Source organism: Guptibacillus spartinae (assembly GCF_028610625.1).
Taxonomy (GTDB): domain Bacteria; phylum Bacillota; class Bacilli; order Bacillales; family Guptibacillaceae; genus Guptibacillus; species Guptibacillus spartinae.
In genome coordinates, this window is the sequence record NZ_JAQQWU010000002.1 from 460,838 (window position 1) to 478,167 (window position 17,330).

Consider the following 17,330-nt stretch of genomic DNA (forward strand, 5'->3'; position numbering starts at 1 on the left):
ATTTTCATTGCGGTAGTATATGATAAAAATATAGAAAACTAGGAGGTGGCGCGATGGTTATTGATCGCAAACAAATCGCGAGATCAAAAATCGCTGATTTAATGAATGGCCGATCCGCTTACGCAGAGTCCCACGAAATGACTGCTCTGATTAAGAAGGAATTGCAATCTCTTAACATCGACGTACACGAAGACGTGACAAGCTTTGGTTCATGGTTTATACCCAAAACACAGGAACAAGGGTAAACAAAGAAGACCGGAAATCTCTTATTAAAGAAGATCCCGGTCTTTTTGTTTGGATTTTATTCGCTACACACTTTTTCTAGCTCAGCAAGAACCTCATCTGCTTCTTCCCAAGAATAAACGGTAGCCCCTGCAGCCATCGGATGACCACCGCCATTGAACTGAGCGGCGATCTGATTCACAATTGGCCCTTTCGAACGGAGACGTACACGAATTTGGTCTGCTTCTTCAATAAAGAATACCCATGCTTTCAAACCCGCTACATTTGAGAATGTATTCACAAGCTGAGATGCTTCACTAGCGGTTACTCCGTAAGAAGCGACTGTTTCTTTTGTAATCTTCATCCAGCCTGCACCTGTTTCTGATGTTTCAAAATGTTGCAGTACATAGCCATTTAAACGAGCGATGTGCTGCTCTGTCTTATATAACTCTTTATATAAAGAGCCTGTATCGATACCAAACTTTAAAAGCTCCCCAGCATACATAAAGGTACGTTGCGTTGTATTAGAAAACATAAATCGCCCTGTATCTCCTACAATTCCCGCATACAGAAGAAATGCACCTTTTTCAGAAAGCTCGTATCCTCTTTCCCTTGCTGTAAGATACAAATCAACAATCATTTCACTTACAGAACTTGAAGACGTATCGACCCATAGAAGATCACCATAAGGATCTTCGTTTGGATGATGATCAATTTTTATAAGAAACTTGCCATTTCGATAGCGCTCATCACTTACGCGTGGTTGATTGGCTGTATCACAGACAATTACTAGCGCGTTTTCATACGTCTCGTCCGAGATCTTGTCCATGCGATTTAAAAAGGTTAGTGACGGCTCTTCTTCTCCTACAGTAAATACGGTTTTCCTAGGAAAAGTCGTACGAATAAGCTCAGCAAGTCCCCCCTGCGATCCGAGCGCATCTGGATCTGGTCGAACGTGTCGATGAATAATGATCGTTTCATATTGTTCGATCACTTCTAATATTTTCTCTTTCATAAAGCTTCTCCTTTCAGCTGCATTCCCAATTGTTATTGTTCTGACATAGATTTTCAGGATTATCTTCTATACAATAGAAAAGAACCCTGAATATGGAGGAAAGCTGCTATGCCTATCTTTGTTATCTTAATAGTCTTTTCCATTGTTTTCTACTTATTTTATCGAGTGAAAGCTGTTCGCCATAATGGTGTAGCAACAACTCAATGGCTTCATTCAAAAGCCAGCATTGCACTAGGACTTTTTCTAATCTTTTTTGCGATCAATTCACTTACCGTTACATTATCAACAGTTACGTTTATTGTCGCTGCGGTTTTTCTATTACTTGGACTTGTTAACGTGGTGGTCGGCTACAAAAAATACCGTCATTACCTTCCTTTTGCCATTGAAGAGGCAAATATGATGAAACGAAACACCTTATGAATAATGAAACCGCCACTTCACTGGCGGTTTTCTTCATCGATCAATAAGTTGAGCCATCATAAGTGCTTTTCCCACAACTGAGCCATCATGATAGATTTCCACATCTACTTTACCGAATTTCCGCGAAACTTCAAGTACTTTTGGAACGATTTCAATGGTATGGTCGATTTGAACCGGTTTTATAAAGTAAAGCGTAATGTTTTCGACGACTAAATCACCTTTTTTGTATTTCTTCAATACTCTGCTACCCGCCTCGGTCACTAAGGTTGTCACTACCCCATAAGATAACGTCCCGAGGAGACTCGTCATTTGTGGTGTTATTTCACAGCTGTATCGACTTTCTGAACTCGTTGAGACATCTTTAATCTGACTCGTAATCAGGTCATCAAACGTTTCACCGATTTGAGGCTGCTGTTGAATCATTTGGAGCGCTTTTAAAACGTCTTGTCTACTAATAATCCCAATTAGACGATGGTACTGGTCGAGAACCGGTAACATCTCAATCCCTTCCCAGATCATCGTATGAGCCGCAGAAGCAACTGATGTTTGTTCATTTACGGTTAAAGGATGCTTCGTCATTACTTTTGATATCGGCGTTTCATGGCGCTCCCCAAGGATATCTTTTGAAGTAACGATTCCCTGCACTTTCATATTAGGATCGACAACTGGATAGCGACTATGAAGCGTTGTTTCATTTAATTCGTGCCAGCGACCTACGGATTCTGTCGTTACGAGAAAGCTTGTTTTCGTTAGAGGGGTTAAAATATCACTGACTAAAGCAATTTCTTTTTTTATCAATCGATCATAGATTGCTCGATTAATCATTGTTGCCACCGTAAACGAATCGTAGGTGGTAGAGATAATCGGTAAATCGTAGGCGTCTGCCATTCTTTTCACGTCATCCTGCGCGTCGAACCCTCCTGTAATGAGAACAGCAGCTCCAGCCTCAAGGGCGATTTTGTGAACATTGTCCCGATTACCAACAATCAGTAAACTCCCTGGATCTACGTAACGCATCATTGCTTCTAGCTTCATCGCCCCTATTACAAATTTATGAAGGGTTTTATGTAGTCCGTTCCTCCCTCCAAGCACTTGTCCATCCACGACATTGACCACTTCTGCGTAAGTGAGTTTTTCAATGTTTTCTTTTTCTTTTTTTGTAATTCGAATTGTCCCTACACGTTCAATAGTACTAACTGTTCCTTTATTCTCGGCATCCTTAATCGCTCGATAGGCTGTTCCTTCGCTCACTTTCAGCTCTCTTGCAATTTGACGCACAGATATCTTACTACCAACTTCTAACGTCTCAATGTATTCGAGAATCTGTTCATGTTTCGTTGTCAATTTCTTTCACCATACTTTCTCCGTTCACATCTGTATCAGTAGATAAACTACTTCTGTTATAGTGGTGTTTGAATTGACTTCATTATACATAACTCAGCCCTATAACTTCAACGACTGTATTGTTTTTTTCGTGATTCGACTTGCAAATCCTCTTCTGGCACGTGCCTGATTTCTCTTTTTCCAAAAAACAGTCCTGCCAAATTCCCGCCAAGAGCCATTACGGCAAAGAGAAGCCATAGACTAAAAAAAGCACCTTCAAGTGTTAAGTCAATTTGAAAACGTGGAATCGCATCATACATTAAAAAAAGGATACACAGCACAGATAGAAACAATCGTTGTTTCACACCAATCCCCCCTTATTGTCTTTCTAAAAGGGTATGATTGAAACAGCTAATTTAATACGCTTATCCAACACAAAAACCGATGCTGAGCATCGGTTTTTTGTTGGGTTATAATTCTATTGATCCGCCTGATTGCAGAACCTTACCCTCCCCTTCAAGACTGTCAACAAATGCCTGACCATCCTGTTCAATAAGTGGAAACGTATTATAATGAATTGGTACTGTAACATTAGCTTTGATCCATTTGGCTGCAATAGCCGCATCCTCTGGTCCCATTGTGAAATTATCACCAATTGGTAAGAATGCGAGATCGATTGACTTATCGGATAATAGTTTCATATCTGAAAATAGTCCAGTGTCACCAGCATGATAAATTGTCTTGCCTTCTACACTTAAAAGAATTCCCGATGGCATACCGGTGTAGATGATTTGCTGATTTTCTTCCTCTGTATAGCTCGAACCGTGGAATGCCTGTGTTAGCTTAACATGTCCAAATTCAAATTGATGCCCTCCACCAATAGCCATTGGATGAGCATTGACACCTTTAAATTCAAGGTATGTAGCCAGTTCAAATGGAGCCACGACTAAAGCGTTATTTCGTTTGGCAATATCGACTGTATCTCCGACGTGATCATTGTGTCCATGAGTAAGCAAGATAACGTCGCACGTCACTTCATTAGCGTCTAGCTTGCATTGACCATTTCCTGAAATAAAAGGATCAATTAAAATTTTAGCTTTATCCGTGACAACTTCAACAACTGAATGACCATGAAATGTAACATTCATTCACTATCGCTCCTTTAGCATTTGAAATGTCTATCCTCTCCCGAGAATTTTACAAAAAGGTTTACTTTAGTTAATCAGTTCCCTTTACAACATGATCTAAACTAATAATACAACCATGCCCTCTCATATTTTTCAATCAAATGAGGCTGAATGAGCGTGTTCGGTTCAAACCGAACCGTCTTACCTTCCCTTATCATCTGTTGATCTTCATCTTTTCCAAATACAGTAAGAGAGGGGATCATGTCACTGGATAGATAATCCGTTTGAACAGAGATTGTTAGCTCTGCTTGATCTACAGGCTCTCTCGTCCCCATGACAAATCCCCAGTTACCAAAACTCGGAATGTCGACATGGTAATTCGAAGTGACTAGACCAGTCTCTTCAATCGTTCGGGCAATTGTCCAGTATGCTTCTCTTGCAAACAACGGACTTGTTGCTTGAACCATTAACGCCCCATTCAATTCTAAATGATTTCGTAGTAACGAATAGAACTCCCACGTATATAGCTTGTTTAACGATTCATTATTTGGATCAGGAAGATCAGCAATAATGACATCAAATGCTTTTTCCTCTTTTTTGATATATTGAAAAGCATCTTCGTTCCGAACGTGAACACGTTTATCCTCAAGTGAATGCTCGTTTAGATCAGTTAATAAGTGATGTTCGCTAGCGAGTTTCACCATTTCAGGATCTAAATCCACTACAGTGATGGATTTTACGCTATCATATTTTAAAAGCTCTCGAACCGCAAGTCCATCTCCGCCCCCAAGCAATAGAACATTTTCCGCATTTTTCACAGTCGACATCGGTATATGAACTAATGTTTCGTGATAGCGATGTTCATCACTTGAGCTAAACTGAAGCTGTCCATTTAAGTAGAGTCTAAGATCTCCCTGTTCCCTCGTTAAAGTGATCTTTTGATAAGAAGTTTCCTCAGAGAAAATAATGGGATCGTTATAAAGGCGCTGTTCAAAGGAGAAAGCCATTTCTTCACCAAAAATAGCACCTGCAATCATAAGTAAAAATAAAAGAAAAGAAACCATCGTATAAATGATAGGGTAAACCATCTCTTTCCTAAATGAATATACCATCCAAAGTGCAACGAGTATGTTTACGATAGCGACTAGAAAGGCTGATTTGACTAACCCGAATTCCGGTCGTAAGAAAAAGGCGAATAACAAACCTCCTACCAGCCCTCCAGCGTAATCAGAGAAAAGTACTCTTGCTGTGCTTTTGTTCATTTCCACACCAATTTCGTTCGCTTTTCGAATCAATATTGGTAATTCTAGGCCCGTTAATCCACCAATCATAAGAATGATCGAATAAAGTACGATTGCAGTTGCTTCTTCTCCTGCAACAGCCATAATTCCAAACACTGTGAAACTAGAAAACCCACCTATTAACCCAATAAGAAGTTCAATTGTAATAAATCTTGTAATTAAGTTTTTGACCACTTTTTCACTCAGGGAGGCACCGATCCCCATTCCAGTTAGAAATAGAGAGATGGTTAACGTATATTGCTTAACCCCATCACCTAGTATGTAAGAACCTAATGCGCCAAACAGCACTTCAAATATAATACCGCAGATTGATACAATTCCTGAAGCCCAGTACAATTGACTGCTTTTACTAAACGTCCTGCTCATGACTTTCACCTTCAGCTGTTCATTTCTTTTTTACGTAATTGATGCCCCAATTACTAGTCCTAAACCAATTGAAACACACATGGAGAGGACACCTACTGATACAACACCTTCACTAAGCTTCTGCTCCACAGAGAAGCGCCTTGTAAGAAAGTCAAAAATATAATATGCCACCAGTTGCAGCACAACACCATAAGCTCCCCAAATAACGGTATCAATTACGTCTGCACTATGGTAAATAGCAAACGCCAATATAAGGCAGATCCCAATGATTTTACCACCGATCGAAAGTGCTACTGCTGTATTTCCATGCTCAACCTGTTCCCAATCTTTGTATTTCGTCGTAATGAATTCAAAAATAATTAACCCTACTGCTACAACCACAATTGCTGCAATAAAGTAAACAAAAGTTAATAAAAACGGTCCCATAGTAACCCTCCTACATTTATTTTCCTGTTCCTGGCCCGCCACCGCGACTCGATCCTCTAAAAGATGGGATTGTGGTTGGTCCTTTATAGGAACCTCCAGTAGACCCATATCCTCCATAACAATTCCCAGTGGCATTTAAACAGCGGTTTTTCTGTTTCTTCCCCCAATCATCTACATCAAGAATTTCATCTAGAATATAATAAGCTAGCAATCCATCAAAGAAGCTAGGGCGATAGTTATCGCGCACAAACCCAACTGTAGCGACTTCAACAAGTGTCTTTGATTCATCATTACGATCTTCTAACGTAACGATATAGTCATCATAAACGAGTATTTGCTTACCGTCTTTTAATTCACTGACTTCATTCGGCTTTATTTGCTCCTTTAAGTAAGAGGCGACAGAAGGAATATCTTCTTCAGCACTGTAGACCTTTGAGACATCGCTTGAATCAACGCTACTCTCTACAACATCTTCAAGTTGATAACGGTCTTCGACAATTTCTTGAATATCCTTCGTAATTCCACATGCCGATAAGAGCAGAATGAATGCTGCCAGTAACCCTGTGAGCCCTTTCATTCTTCCACCCCATTTAAGGGGAAAGTTTATTCTTTCCCCATTTTTTTCTTAAGTTCTGCTAATTCATCATCAATGTCGTCATTTTTGTCCAATGCATCTAACTCATCATCAAGAGAACGATTTTTAGAACGCATATCCTCACTTGTTTCAGCTTCTGCCTCATATTGAAGTACTTTTTCTTCCATTCGTTCAAATCCACGTCTCGAGTCATCCCCGCCAATATCAGACATCGCACGATTCATTTTCGTTTTTGTTTTTGCAGATTCCGCTCGAGCTTTTAGGCTATCTTTTTTCAGTTGCATTTGACGGTATTCTTCTTTCATCTCATCTAACTTTGAACGAAGAGAATCTGCATCTGTCTTCGCCCGTTCATAAGAGGTTTTTAGTGTTTCTGCTTTTGCTTCGTGATCTTTCTTATCCTGAAGCGCTCTTCTAGCTAATTCATCATTGTCAGATTCCAAAGCTTTCATCGCTTGATCCTGGCGCTTTGAAACCATTGCGTTCGCATCGTCCCATTTCTTTTTCAACATTTTTTCATTCGAAATTTGTTTTGCTACCGCTGTTTCTGCTTCACGGATGTCCGCTTCCATATCTCTCATAAACTGTTCTAGCATCTTAACCGGATCTTCCGCCTTATCAAGTGCCGCGTTTAACTCAGAAGACATAATTGTTTTAACTCGTTTAAACATATTAAACATTTACGATCATCCTCTCATTTGCTTCCTGCAAGAATTTTAATTTCATACTCTTCAATTGCATATCCTTTGCTCACTTCAACTTCTGAACCCCAAATTTCAATGGATAGAAAACTTGTTTCATCTTCATTTGAGAAATCGTGGTATTCGACTTCCTGCCCGTTTACATTACTTCCCCGTCCCACGCCAGTCACCTTGGCAATACCGTGTTCCTCTCTGTAATACGTAATGGAGTCAATGCTTATCTCTTTCTGAATTGGTTTTGAAATTTTTTCTTTAAGATTACGATAAATGCCTAGCTCAAGCTCATCATCCATTTCGGCACTCAACCAAATAGATGATGACCCCGATTTCAGCTGGTATGCGTACCATTTATACCCTTTATTCTGATACGTAAGCGTTCCGACAACTTCATAATCCTCAAGGTCATAAGTGACAATATCACCAACCTGAATTGAAAATACCGTCCTTTCTTTAATCGGTTCTTCTTCCTTCTTCCCAAAGATCTTTGATAAAAAACTCATCTCCTCGCCTCCCATCCTTCTACTTTTATACGAATGACATCTATAAATGTTCCCATTATTTATTCTGCTTTCGATGTGAAACCATTCCCTCTTGCTCGGTATAATAGAACTCCAATGGGGGGCGTTCCGTTAAAAGAGCTTTCTTTTCCAACTTAAAGAAGCTAATTTTCTGAAACGGATCTCCTTCAATAATCGGAACTTCCTTCTCAGAATGAATATAGGCATCTACCGCTCTCTGTACCTTATCAATCCAATATGGAATATGACGATGTTCTTCTTCAAAAAGCTCGAATGTCTCTTTTGACATGTAAAATGCTTTTGATGGAATCCCGCCAAGATGTGTAACGAGAAGAGAAGTATCAAGTTCATTGTTATCCTTCACAAGAACTTTTAACGAGATACCATCTCGCTTCTGTTCTGAGAAAGTACCGACTGCCTGTCGTATTTCATGAAGAGTTGCCTCGATGATTGTTGGCAGTTCTTCCTTATGTTGGTCATTCTTTTTTCTCCAAAAGGCCATGTTTTCACCTCCCAACTCTAATGTTCCGTACTCAATAAAGAAAATCCTCTCATGCAAGGATATTTTAAAAAAAATAAAGCAGCTACTGCTGCTTTATACACTTTTACTTTTCAAGGAGTGAGCGTGCGCTCTTATAATGAAGCTGATGAGCTTCAGCTACAGCTTCGTATGTGACAAACCCATCCATTGTATTGATTCCTTTTAACAATGGGTCATTTTCAAGACAAGCTTTTTTGTATCCTTTATTCGCTAACTGTACCGCATAAGGTACAGTGACATTTGTTAAGGCAATTGTGGAAGTACGTGGAACAGCCCCAGGCATATTCGCAACCGCGTAATGAACGACCCCGTGCTTCGTATAAGTAGGGTTGTCATGAGTAGTAATACGATCCGTGGTTTCGAAAATCCCCCCCTGATCAATCGCAACATCAACAATAACCGAACCTGGCTTCATTTGCTTAATCATCTCTTCCGTCACTAGTTTTGGTGCTTTTGCTCCCGGAATAAGAACGGCGCCAATAACGAGATCCGATTCTTTTACTGCTTCTGTTATATTCAGAGGATTGGACATCATCGTATTAATTTCAGTTCCAAAAATATCATCAAGCTGACGCATTCTTTCTGGACTTAAATCCATAATGGTGACATCTGCTCCAAGCCCCATTGCTATTTTGGCAGCATTCGTCCCAACAACACCACCACCTATGACGGTAACCTTCCCTCTCTTTACGCCAGGCACACCTCCAAGAAGAATACCGAGCCCTCCTTTGGGTTTTTCAAGGAACTGAGCACCGATCTGTGCGGACATGCGGCCGGCTACTTCACTCATAGGTGTTAAAAGAGGTAATGAGCCATTTGGAAGCTGAACCGTTTCATAAGCAATGCCAATCACTTTTTTTTCAACAAGCGCCCGTGTTAGCTCTGATTCAGCAGCTAGATGGAGATATGTAAATAAAATAAGGCCCTCACGGAAGTATTCATACTCCTCAGGAAGTGGCTCCTTCACTTTCATAACCATTTCTTTCGACCACGCTTCAGCCGCCGTCTCAACAAGATGAGCCCCTGCCTCTATGTACTGGTCATCCTCAAACCCTGATCCAATTCCAGCTCCTTTTTCAATATAAACTTCATGACCAAAGCGCGTTAAATTTAGTACTCCAGCAGGCGTCATTGCTACTCGGTTTTCATTATTTTTCACTTCAATAGGAATGCCAATATGCATGCATACTCCCCCTTAATTTCTAGTTCGCTTAAAACATGAATACGCTAAGTTGATTCATTAAAATAGAAGCCAAGAATATTTCCAGAATCTTCACACCATAATCATATACCCCACCGTCGTCATTAACAAGCCAAATACGACGCTTATCGCAATATAACTAACAGAAAGCCAGAGCTTTGTTGACGCTAGCTCAAAAGCTTCATACATAAAGGTTGAAAAGGTTGTTAATGCTCCAAGAAAACCAGTTGAGACAGCCGGCCCCCAATCTCCCCCTCCATATGCCAGCCCCATTAAAAAACTTCCTAAAAGGTTGACAATGAGAGTCGCAAGTGGGAAAGACAATTTGTTAAAGCGATTAACACCAAGTGCTGTAACATAGCGTAGCCATGCCCCAACACCACCACCAACAGCAATCATGAACCAGTCCATTACAACCTCCTCACTTTTTTGGCTAAGGATACTCCTAGGATGACGCCTAAAATGCCAGCTAGAATACTACCGCCTCCATATAGACCTAATGCTAAAATGCGCCCCTCTTTTAAATACACGAATAAGTCAAGAGAGTAGGTTGAAAAGGTTGTAAACGATCCTAGTAGGCCCGTCGCAATAAATTTCTTAGAAGGATCTGATAAACGCGTATTCGATTTCACATATTGATAGAAAAAACCAAGAAGAATGGAACCAAGGACATTGACTAAAAAAGTCGCGATCGGGCTCCCATCCAACAACGTACCTAACGCTCCTCGAAAGGAAGCACCAACGGCACCACCTAATATAACTGCGAGACTGTTTTTCACTTGAATACGGCTCCTTTCACGTCTTTTTTCATCTTATCGAAACCGCTATTCAAAGTCTACTGATCGTTTTCATCCCACACCCAGGTGTATAATCTTCCACTTGAATCCATCCACTTTACCTCAATCCGTTCAGCGTTTCGATACCCGTAACTCTCTATTTTTTCTACAAGCTCTTCTACGCGAACAATTTCCGTTACTTCTAAATGCTGAAACAAGGCTTCTACTTCTTCTTTTGCTCGCTCTCCTTTTTCAACAACTTTTCCATTCTCAACTTCAAATTCATCTGGACTGGAGAATTCCCATTCGTGTTCCACTCCATTTGTGACGACCATACATTTAAATGAAAAACTATTTTTGAGTGTTGACGCTTCTGCACGGATAGAAAATAGACATAGGTAAATAGCAAACGTTAGAATTGTAAGTTTTTTCATCATTCATCACCTCATCCTTATGCTGACTGAAAGTGATCAATATTATTCTTAAAAACACCATTACAATTGCTTCCTCTTACGCTCACCTCTAGAATAGAAGAAGAACCGATTTGTAAAAGGAGAATCTATGAACAGTTTACAAAAATCATCCAACGCGATCCAAATTGAACGATATGGTCTTGAATCTGTTCCAGAATCATCGCGCACAACTCGCTGGTACGAATATGCGATGATTCAAATGGCTGTTTCCGTGAACGCTGGGAATTTCCTTGTGCCTGCTCTCGCTGTTCTTGAGGGTGGACTTAGTTTTACTTGGGCCGTGCTTGCTACCGTGGTTGGAGCAACTTTCGCTTTTCTATTCGTTTCATTCTTATCCTTACCGGGAGCAAGGAGGGGAATTCCTTCCCAATATGCGGTACGCGCATTTGTTGGAGTGAAGGGAGCCCAATACTTTGCATCACCCGTAAGAACAATCACGTCGCTTTATTGGTTTTCTGTTCAAACCATCGGCGGGACGTATATGGTTGTTGAATTAATGAAACGCGCTTTTTCAATTAGTCTCTCATTTCTTCCGACGTCCCTTTTTCTTGCTACTGTAATGGCGTTACTTGCTTTAGTCGGATTCGATGCTGTAAAAAAAGCAACAAAATATTTTCTTCCACTCTTATTTGCAGGAGGCTTAGCGATGTTTTTTGTCTACTTCACTACCCCTGTAAATGGAAACCATTATTCAACGATCATCTCATTGAAAGGAGAGCCAAACGCCGCATTTTTTTTCTTTGCAAGCCTTGCTTTTGTTCAATATGTATCAGGAGTTAGTAGTTCTTCAGACATGGCTAGATATGCTAAATCTACTCAACATGCCTTTTGGGGTATATTTTCAGGAAATACACTTGGCTTTACGTTAACCGCACTTCTTGGAGCCTATACCGCTTCAGTTGCTGGAACATGGAATCCATTCTTAATTACAAGCCAACAGACAGAATCTCCCCTTCTATTAGTTCTTATTTTTGCGTCCGCACTTTGTTCTATGATTATGATCAACATTAGCAATGCGTACACAGGAGGATATAGTCTACTCAACACGTTTCCAGTTCTCGGAAGGATAAAGAGCGCCATTTTATTAGGTTGCGCCGCTATAGCGTTAAGTGCTTTTCCCACATTCGTGGATGAAGCAGAGTCGTTTATCTCACTTCTAGGTGCTTTGGTCATCCCTTTATCAGCTGTTATAGTGACAGATTTTATCGTTATCAAAAAAGGAAGCTTTACCTCTACCATGCTCGACACCTTATCAGAGAAAACGAACACATTGAATCGTCCAGGATTTATTGCCATTTTAGTAGGCGTTCTAGTTTACCTACTGCTACCTTCTGATTATTCACCAGGCTTTTTATCCTTTCTGTTAACAGGCGTACTTTACCATTCTTTCCAACGGTTCCAGTTAAGAAAGATGGAGTATAAGAAGCCATAAAGAAAAAGTTCATGCGATGAGCATGAACTTTTTCTTTATTAATAATAACTTTTACGCTCAGCTTTTCGAGGGAGTTTCTTTGTTTCTTTTTGTTCTTCCTGATCAACGACGCCACTCTGGTATGATTCACTCAGCTGTTGGTGTACAGCCATTTCACCATTTTCATCATAGATTATTTCCTTTTTCTTATCCGTCATCACGTAACCTCCTGTTATTTGATCTTTCTTTCGTATTCTTTCCAACAACAGAGTGGTTTACTTATCGATCGACGATTTCTTGTTAACGAACGGAATAAACCTTTAATTTAAGATTCGTTATGTATGAACCACATAGCAATTATTTGTGAAGCTCTCTAACAATGTGAGGCAGTTCTGGAATTAACAATTTAGTCATTGCTAGCTTCACTGCCCCTGAAGACCCTGGCATAGCAAAGATGGCCGTTTCCCCTGTGACTCCACCGATGGCTCTGCTTAGCAATGCAGGCGAACCTATATCCTCTGTATAGCTAATCATTCGAAACAATTCTCCAAACCCCTCTAGCTCCTTCTCAAGCATCCCTTCCACAACTTCGTAAGTGACATCCCTTTTTGATATACCAGTTCCTCCGTTTAATAAAACAGCATCAACGTCACTAGCCGTAATTCCTTGCTTAATAGCGGAATGAATTTCCTCTTGCTCATCCTTTACAATCATTCGTTTAATCACCTTATGACCTGTTTCTTCAAGTAAAGAAGAAATGATACTCCCACTCTTATCTGTCTCCGTTGATCTAGTGTCACTAACCGTTACAATCAAACAATTAATCACTGTAGGCGCATTGGATTTATGTTCATGAGAACTCATTTTCCATCTCCTCTCTTCGTTCATTTAGAAAGCGCTTCTCATAGAATTTATGAGCAACTTCACTTACAGACCTAGTAAATCGATAGTTCACAGCAGCGCCAATGGCTATGCCAAGAATCGGAATGCCTTGAATCATTTTTTTACGTAGCATCATAAGAACAGTACCTTTGATCACTTGTTTCATCGGTCCCTGTAGCCAATTAGCATCGGCAATTCCATCAGGGCCTTCATAAAAATAAGGATGTGTTTGTTCTTGTTTCACCTCTTCTTCTAGTTCTCGCCAGGCGCGCTCTTGTAACCCTTTAGGAAGGGTTGCCATGTGAAAAACTTTAAGCGCTATCATCATTTCAGAAGGATAATTTACAGGGTAGCCATACGTCATTGCGATGAGCTGTACCGTCCGTAAGTTAATGGCAAGAACGGCGGGTAAATCAAGACCTAATAATAAAAAGCTTCCTGTACCCGTAAGTCCCCCTTGCGCAAATGAAACCATACGCTGACGTGCAATTTGTTGATCAGCAATGTAAACAAGCTGGTCAATCGTTAGGTTTTTCATATCCTGTATTTGTTCAATGTCTGGATGGAACAAGCGCGCATCGGTTAACAGGCGATGACTAGCATCGACCTGTGACTGGGAATTTTGTATAAGTGAATGCATATGAAAAAGAACTGAGTCCATGACGGCATACAAACGCTTTTTTGTGTTAGACTCCAGCTGATTGAGCCGGTGTGTGTAGTATTTTTGAAATGTTCGTTCGATGTCAGTTGCTTCATGTGCAAAGTGCTGTTCTTCCCATAAATCGATAGAAGCCATTCTTTTTTGTTCTCTTTCGGTCCAAACCAATTGATATCGCTCCCTTCAATCCCTTTCTTATATTGTATCTTTTCCCTTCAAAAACTTCCAACAAAGCTGAAGGAACACAAAAAAGAGCACCCTTATCGGGTGCTCATGATTTATTTTGAAAGTCGAACAGTATCTCGTGCGATCACAACTTCTTCATTCGTCGGGATAATCATCACTTTTACAGGTGAGTGAGGGTAGTTAATGAAAGCTTCTTTCCCCTTCACCTTATTTAGAGCTGGATCCCAGTATACGCCCATAAATTCAAGACCGCGAAGTACACGTGCACGAACAGCGTCACTATTTTCACCGATACCAGCAGTGAAAATAATCGCGTCTAGGCCAGACATACGTGCAGCATAAGAACCAATGTATTTGTGAATACGAGAAGTAAAGACTTCAAGAGCCAATTCAGCACGTTCATTACCAGCTTCTGCTTTACTTGTAATATCACGCAAATCACTTGAAAAACCAGAAACGCCTAGAAGACCACTTTTCTTGTTCAACGTATTCATGACTTCTTCTGCTGTTTGACCTGTTTTTTCCATAATAAATGGAATCAAGGCAGGGTCGATATTTCCAGAACGAGTTCCCATCGTCACACCAGCTAGTGGTGTAAAGCCCATGGAAGTATCAATTGACTTTCCACCTTCGATCGCTGCAATACTTGCCCCGTTACCAAGGTGACAAGACAGAAGCCGCAGTTGGTCGAGCGGACGACCAAGCATTTCTGCAGCACGCTCTGACACATACTTATGAGAAGTACCATGGAAACCATATTTACGAACACCGTAGTCTTCATAATATTCATAAGGCAAGCTATATAAAAACGATTGTTCTGGCATTGACTGGTGGAATGCCGTATCAAATACGGCTACAGATGGAACGTCTGGCAAAATCTCTCGGAATGCACGAATACCTACAAGGTTAGCAGGGTTATGCAATGGAGCAAGTTCCGATACTTCTTCAATTCCAGCAAGGACTTCATCTGTAATCATTGCTGAGTCATTAAATTTCTCTCCACCGTGAACTACGCGGTGTCCTACACCTTCTATTTCATCGTAAGAAGAAATAATGGAGAAACTAATCAGCTTGTCCAATAGCATTTTCACTGCTACGGCATGATCAGGTATGTTTGTAATTTCTTCCTTCTTTTCACCGTTCACTTCTATTGTAAAAATGGCGTCATCAAGGCCGATTCTCTCCACGAGTCCTTTTGTGATAACAGTTTCTTCCGGCATATTTAAAAGTTGAAACTTCAACGAAGAACTACCGGCGTTGATTGCGATTATTTTCGCCATATGTGACAGCTCCTTTAATTCAGTAAAATTAGAATACGACACGAAAATAGAAGGGTGAGACCCTTCTATCTTTAGCACTCTTATTATTTAAACACCGACCACTACTTTATTCAAGGTGAAAACCGCTTACATCCAAGTATTCCGCCAATTCAGATTTGTAAACGTTTCACTTCTGTTAGGAAAGCTGCGAAAACCAGCCATTGATTTGTTGCATCATGTTTAGCATCGCTTCACGATTTGAAAATGAAGGGAATTTCGCCATCATAACTTGCTTTGGTTTCAAAGTCTGTTCCCCTTTTTTCTGAGTAACGAGGATACTTTTCGCCTGAGATTCATTCGCAAACAGGCTAGTTGGCAATTGAATAATTCCGTGGATAACAGAGCGATCGTTCAGCAAATTTCTCACTTGCTTTGCGCCATCATCACCGAAGAGGAAATTAGGGATCATTAAGAAAAGCATACCGGAATCTTCCGTCATGTTTAAACTTTGTTCAATCAAGAGATGATGAACATATGACATGCCTTCTGATGCTTTTAATTCATAATTTGCAGCTGCCTCTTCATGTGGATAATAACCAACTGGTAAATCCGTCACCACCGTGTTCACTTGAGGAATATAGAGTGGCTTCACACTATCCTGATGAAGGAATTCAACGTGGTGCTTTTGCAAATTAGCATTTACAAATCCGAGATGTAAGAGCAGATCGTCAGGTTCAGCACCGTACGCTTCAACTTTTTCACCTTCCAATTGATTTAAGACGGAAGTTAGCAGATTCCCTGTCCCAACGGCAGGATCTAAAATCTTAATGTGCTCAAGATTTAGAACCTCTTTATATTTTTTCACAAGATAACCAATTAAATGCGCAACACTATCAGGTGTCATCGCATGATGAGGTTGGATCCCCTTTTTCATTCCTTTAAGCAGAGCAAGTTGGATCCCTTTTCGTACTGTTTCTTGATTCGCTCCGTCAAGACCGCATGAGTCATACAAATTTTTTAGACGGACGATCGTATCAGCATTTAGTTCTTCTTGAAGGACTTTATTTTCAAATAAATTCAAACCTGTCTCGACAAGCGCTTCAAGATAAGAAATTTCTAACTTATTTTGAATGACAAGTGTTGATTCATCTAGCACGTTAAATAAATTTTCTACAGTTAATTCGGACATTAATTGACCTCCTATCAGTTCGTCCCTATTGTAAACAGTCTTGACTTCTTTCGCAACAATGGTGGATATAAAACCGCCATTGAATATGGGCTTCTCTTTCGATCATTACCCGCATAGATTCTAAACCAGTAAAAAAGGACTTCGTTGAAAATCACCGAAGTCCTTTTTCACTAGTTTATTCAGCTTTTTTTGCAGCATTTAGAGCGGCATCATAATCGGGATGGTTAGTCGCTTCACTCACATACTCAGTATAGACAACCTCACCTTTACTATTCACTACAAACACAGCTCTTGCTAGTAAGCGAAGTTCCTGCATCGCAACTCCGAATGCTTTACCAAAAGAAAGATCACGATGATCGGATAAGGTAATTGCATCTTCAATGCCAGTAGCCCCGCACCAGCGTTTTTGAGCAAATGGAAGATCTGCACTGATCGTTAATACCTTAACGTTATCTAGCTTTGCAGCTTCTTCATTGAATTTACGTGTTTGAGCATCACAAACACCTGTATCAAGAGATGGTACTACACTTATAAGGCGGATTCCCGCGAAGTCTTCAAGCGTCTTTTCAGATAAATCATTTGCTAGGACTGTAAACTCCGGAGCCTTTTCACCAACTTTTACTTCTTCTCCTAAAAGGGTCATTGGCGTTTCTTTAAATGTAATGTTAGCCATTGTTCATACCTCCTTTATAATTGGTCGTATGTACGACTGACTTCATCATATAGGTGAAACCACTAGA

The 17,330-nt window shown here is 40.3% G+C and carries 23 protein-coding genes; 3 read left to right on the plus strand and 20 right to left on the minus strand.

Going from position 1 to position 17,330, the window contains the following annotated elements:
* Nucleotides 1-53: 53 nt before the first annotated feature.
* Entirely contained in the window at nucleotides 54-245 is a 192-nt protein-coding gene (locus PQ511_RS06275; RefSeq protein WP_273851040.1) for a YtzJ family protein, read from the plus strand.
* A gap of 56 nt (nucleotides 246-301) precedes the next feature.
* Here the strand turns inward: PQ511_RS06275 and PQ511_RS06280 are convergent, their stop codons facing one another.
* Nucleotides 302-1,237: a DHH family phosphoesterase gene (locus PQ511_RS06280; protein ID WP_273851041.1), complete on the minus strand. Its 936-nt coding sequence runs from the start codon at nucleotides 1,235-1,237 to the stop codon at nucleotides 302-304.
* Between the two features lie 108 nt (nucleotides 1,238-1,345).
* On the opposite strand from PQ511_RS06280, the gene PQ511_RS06285 reads away from it, so the two are divergent.
* On the plus strand, nucleotides 1,346-1,657 hold the full coding sequence (locus tag PQ511_RS06285) for a YtpI family protein (RefSeq protein ID WP_273851042.1): 312 nt from the start codon (nucleotides 1,346-1,348) through the stop codon (nucleotides 1,655-1,657).
* 33 nt (nucleotides 1,658-1,690) lie between these two features.
* Here the strand turns inward: PQ511_RS06285 and PQ511_RS06290 are convergent, their stop codons facing one another.
* From PQ511_RS06290 to PQ511_RS06350, 13 genes are all read right to left on the minus strand, one after another.
* Nucleotides 1,691-3,001 (minus strand): DRTGG domain-containing protein, encoded by a 1,311-nt coding sequence (locus PQ511_RS06290; RefSeq protein ID WP_273851043.1) that lies wholly within the window; start codon nucleotides 2,999-3,001, stop codon nucleotides 1,691-1,693.
* 107 nt (nucleotides 3,002-3,108) lie between these two features.
* Nucleotides 3,109-3,345, minus strand: a complete 237-nt coding sequence (locus PQ511_RS06295; protein WP_273851044.1) for a hypothetical protein — start codon at nucleotides 3,343-3,345, stop codon at nucleotides 3,109-3,111.
* 105 nt (nucleotides 3,346-3,450) lie between these two features.
* The gene (locus PQ511_RS06300) at nucleotides 3,451-4,128 is read right to left on the minus strand and encodes a metal-dependent hydrolase (RefSeq protein WP_273851045.1); all 678 of its coding nucleotides are present in this window, start codon (nucleotides 4,126-4,128) and stop codon (nucleotides 3,451-3,453) included.
* Nucleotides 4,129-4,229: 101 nt separating this feature from the next.
* Nucleotides 4,230-5,774 (minus strand): polyamine aminopropyltransferase, encoded by a 1,545-nt coding sequence (locus PQ511_RS06305; protein WP_273851046.1) that lies wholly within the window; start codon nucleotides 5,772-5,774, stop codon nucleotides 4,230-4,232.
* A gap of 30 nt (nucleotides 5,775-5,804) precedes the next feature.
* Nucleotides 5,805-6,200, minus strand: a complete 396-nt coding sequence (locus PQ511_RS06310) for a DUF350 domain-containing protein (protein WP_273851047.1) — start codon at nucleotides 6,198-6,200, stop codon at nucleotides 5,805-5,807.
* A gap of 16 nt (nucleotides 6,201-6,216) precedes the next feature.
* Complete coding sequence (locus PQ511_RS06315) at nucleotides 6,217-6,777, minus strand: DUF4247 domain-containing protein (protein ID WP_273851048.1); 561 nt, start codon at nucleotides 6,775-6,777, stop codon at nucleotides 6,217-6,219.
* A 26-nt stretch (nucleotides 6,778-6,803) separates the two neighbouring features.
* Complete coding sequence (locus PQ511_RS06320; RefSeq protein WP_273851049.1) at nucleotides 6,804-7,475, minus strand: PspA/IM30 family protein; 672 nt, start codon at nucleotides 7,473-7,475, stop codon at nucleotides 6,804-6,806.
* Between the two features lie 14 nt (nucleotides 7,476-7,489).
* The gene (locus tag PQ511_RS06325) at nucleotides 7,490-7,996 is read right to left on the minus strand and encodes a DUF4178 domain-containing protein (protein WP_273851050.1); all 507 of its coding nucleotides are present in this window, start codon (nucleotides 7,994-7,996) and stop codon (nucleotides 7,490-7,492) included.
* A 55-nt stretch (nucleotides 7,997-8,051) separates the two neighbouring features.
* The gene (locus PQ511_RS06330) at nucleotides 8,052-8,516 is read right to left on the minus strand and encodes a DUF3939 domain-containing protein (RefSeq protein ID WP_273851051.1); all 465 of its coding nucleotides are present in this window, start codon (nucleotides 8,514-8,516) and stop codon (nucleotides 8,052-8,054) included.
* A gap of 103 nt (nucleotides 8,517-8,619) precedes the next feature.
* Entirely contained in the window at nucleotides 8,620-9,738 is a 1,119-nt protein-coding gene (gene ald, locus PQ511_RS06335; RefSeq protein ID WP_273851052.1) for an alanine dehydrogenase, read from the minus strand.
* A gap of 90 nt (nucleotides 9,739-9,828) precedes the next feature.
* Nucleotides 9,829-10,167 carry a fluoride efflux transporter FluC gene (locus PQ511_RS06340; protein ID WP_273851053.1) on the minus strand — a complete coding sequence of 113 codons (339 nt, stop codon included), beginning with the start codon at nucleotides 10,165-10,167 and terminating at the stop codon, nucleotides 9,829-9,831.
* Nucleotides 10,167-10,535, minus strand: a complete 369-nt coding sequence (locus PQ511_RS06345) for a fluoride efflux transporter FluC (protein ID WP_273851054.1) — start codon at nucleotides 10,533-10,535, stop codon at nucleotides 10,167-10,169. The genes PQ511_RS06340 and PQ511_RS06345 overlap by 1 nt, the downstream gene beginning before the upstream one ends.
* Nucleotides 10,536-10,591: 56 nt before the next feature.
* Nucleotides 10,592-10,966, minus strand: a complete 375-nt coding sequence (locus tag PQ511_RS06350; protein ID WP_273851055.1) for a hypothetical protein — start codon at nucleotides 10,964-10,966, stop codon at nucleotides 10,592-10,594.
* Between the two features lie 127 nt (nucleotides 10,967-11,093).
* Between PQ511_RS06350 and PQ511_RS06355 the strand changes: the two genes are divergently transcribed.
* Nucleotides 11,094-12,437 (plus strand): purine-cytosine permease family protein, encoded by a 1,344-nt coding sequence (locus PQ511_RS06355; protein ID WP_273851056.1) that lies wholly within the window; start codon nucleotides 11,094-11,096, stop codon nucleotides 12,435-12,437.
* 38 nt (nucleotides 12,438-12,475) lie between these two features.
* Here the strand turns inward: PQ511_RS06355 and PQ511_RS06360 are convergent, their stop codons facing one another.
* From PQ511_RS06360 to tpx, 6 genes are all read right to left on the minus strand, one after another.
* The gene (locus PQ511_RS06360) at nucleotides 12,476-12,634 is read right to left on the minus strand and encodes a hypothetical protein (RefSeq protein WP_273851057.1); all 159 of its coding nucleotides are present in this window, start codon (nucleotides 12,632-12,634) and stop codon (nucleotides 12,476-12,478) included.
* Nucleotides 12,635-12,773: 139 nt separating this feature from the next.
* Nucleotides 12,774-13,280 carry a MogA/MoaB family molybdenum cofactor biosynthesis protein gene (locus tag PQ511_RS06365; RefSeq protein WP_273851058.1) on the minus strand — a complete coding sequence of 169 codons (507 nt, stop codon included), beginning with the start codon at nucleotides 13,278-13,280 and terminating at the stop codon, nucleotides 12,774-12,776.
* Nucleotides 13,267-14,124, minus strand: a complete 858-nt coding sequence (locus PQ511_RS06370; RefSeq protein WP_273851059.1) for an EcsC family protein — start codon at nucleotides 14,122-14,124, stop codon at nucleotides 13,267-13,269. The genes PQ511_RS06365 and PQ511_RS06370 overlap by 14 nt, the downstream gene beginning before the upstream one ends.
* A gap of 110 nt (nucleotides 14,125-14,234) precedes the next feature.
* Nucleotides 14,235-15,422, minus strand: a complete 1,188-nt coding sequence (locus PQ511_RS06375) for an acetate kinase (RefSeq protein WP_273851060.1) — start codon at nucleotides 15,420-15,422, stop codon at nucleotides 14,235-14,237.
* A gap of 175 nt (nucleotides 15,423-15,597) precedes the next feature.
* Nucleotides 15,598-16,590 (minus strand): class I SAM-dependent methyltransferase, encoded by a 993-nt coding sequence (locus tag PQ511_RS06380; RefSeq protein ID WP_273851061.1) that lies wholly within the window; start codon nucleotides 16,588-16,590, stop codon nucleotides 15,598-15,600.
* Between the two features lie 175 nt (nucleotides 16,591-16,765).
* Nucleotides 16,766-17,263, minus strand: a complete 498-nt coding sequence (gene tpx, locus PQ511_RS06385; protein ID WP_273851062.1) for a thiol peroxidase — start codon at nucleotides 17,261-17,263, stop codon at nucleotides 16,766-16,768.
* Between the last annotated feature and the right edge of the window lie 67 nt (nucleotides 17,264-17,330).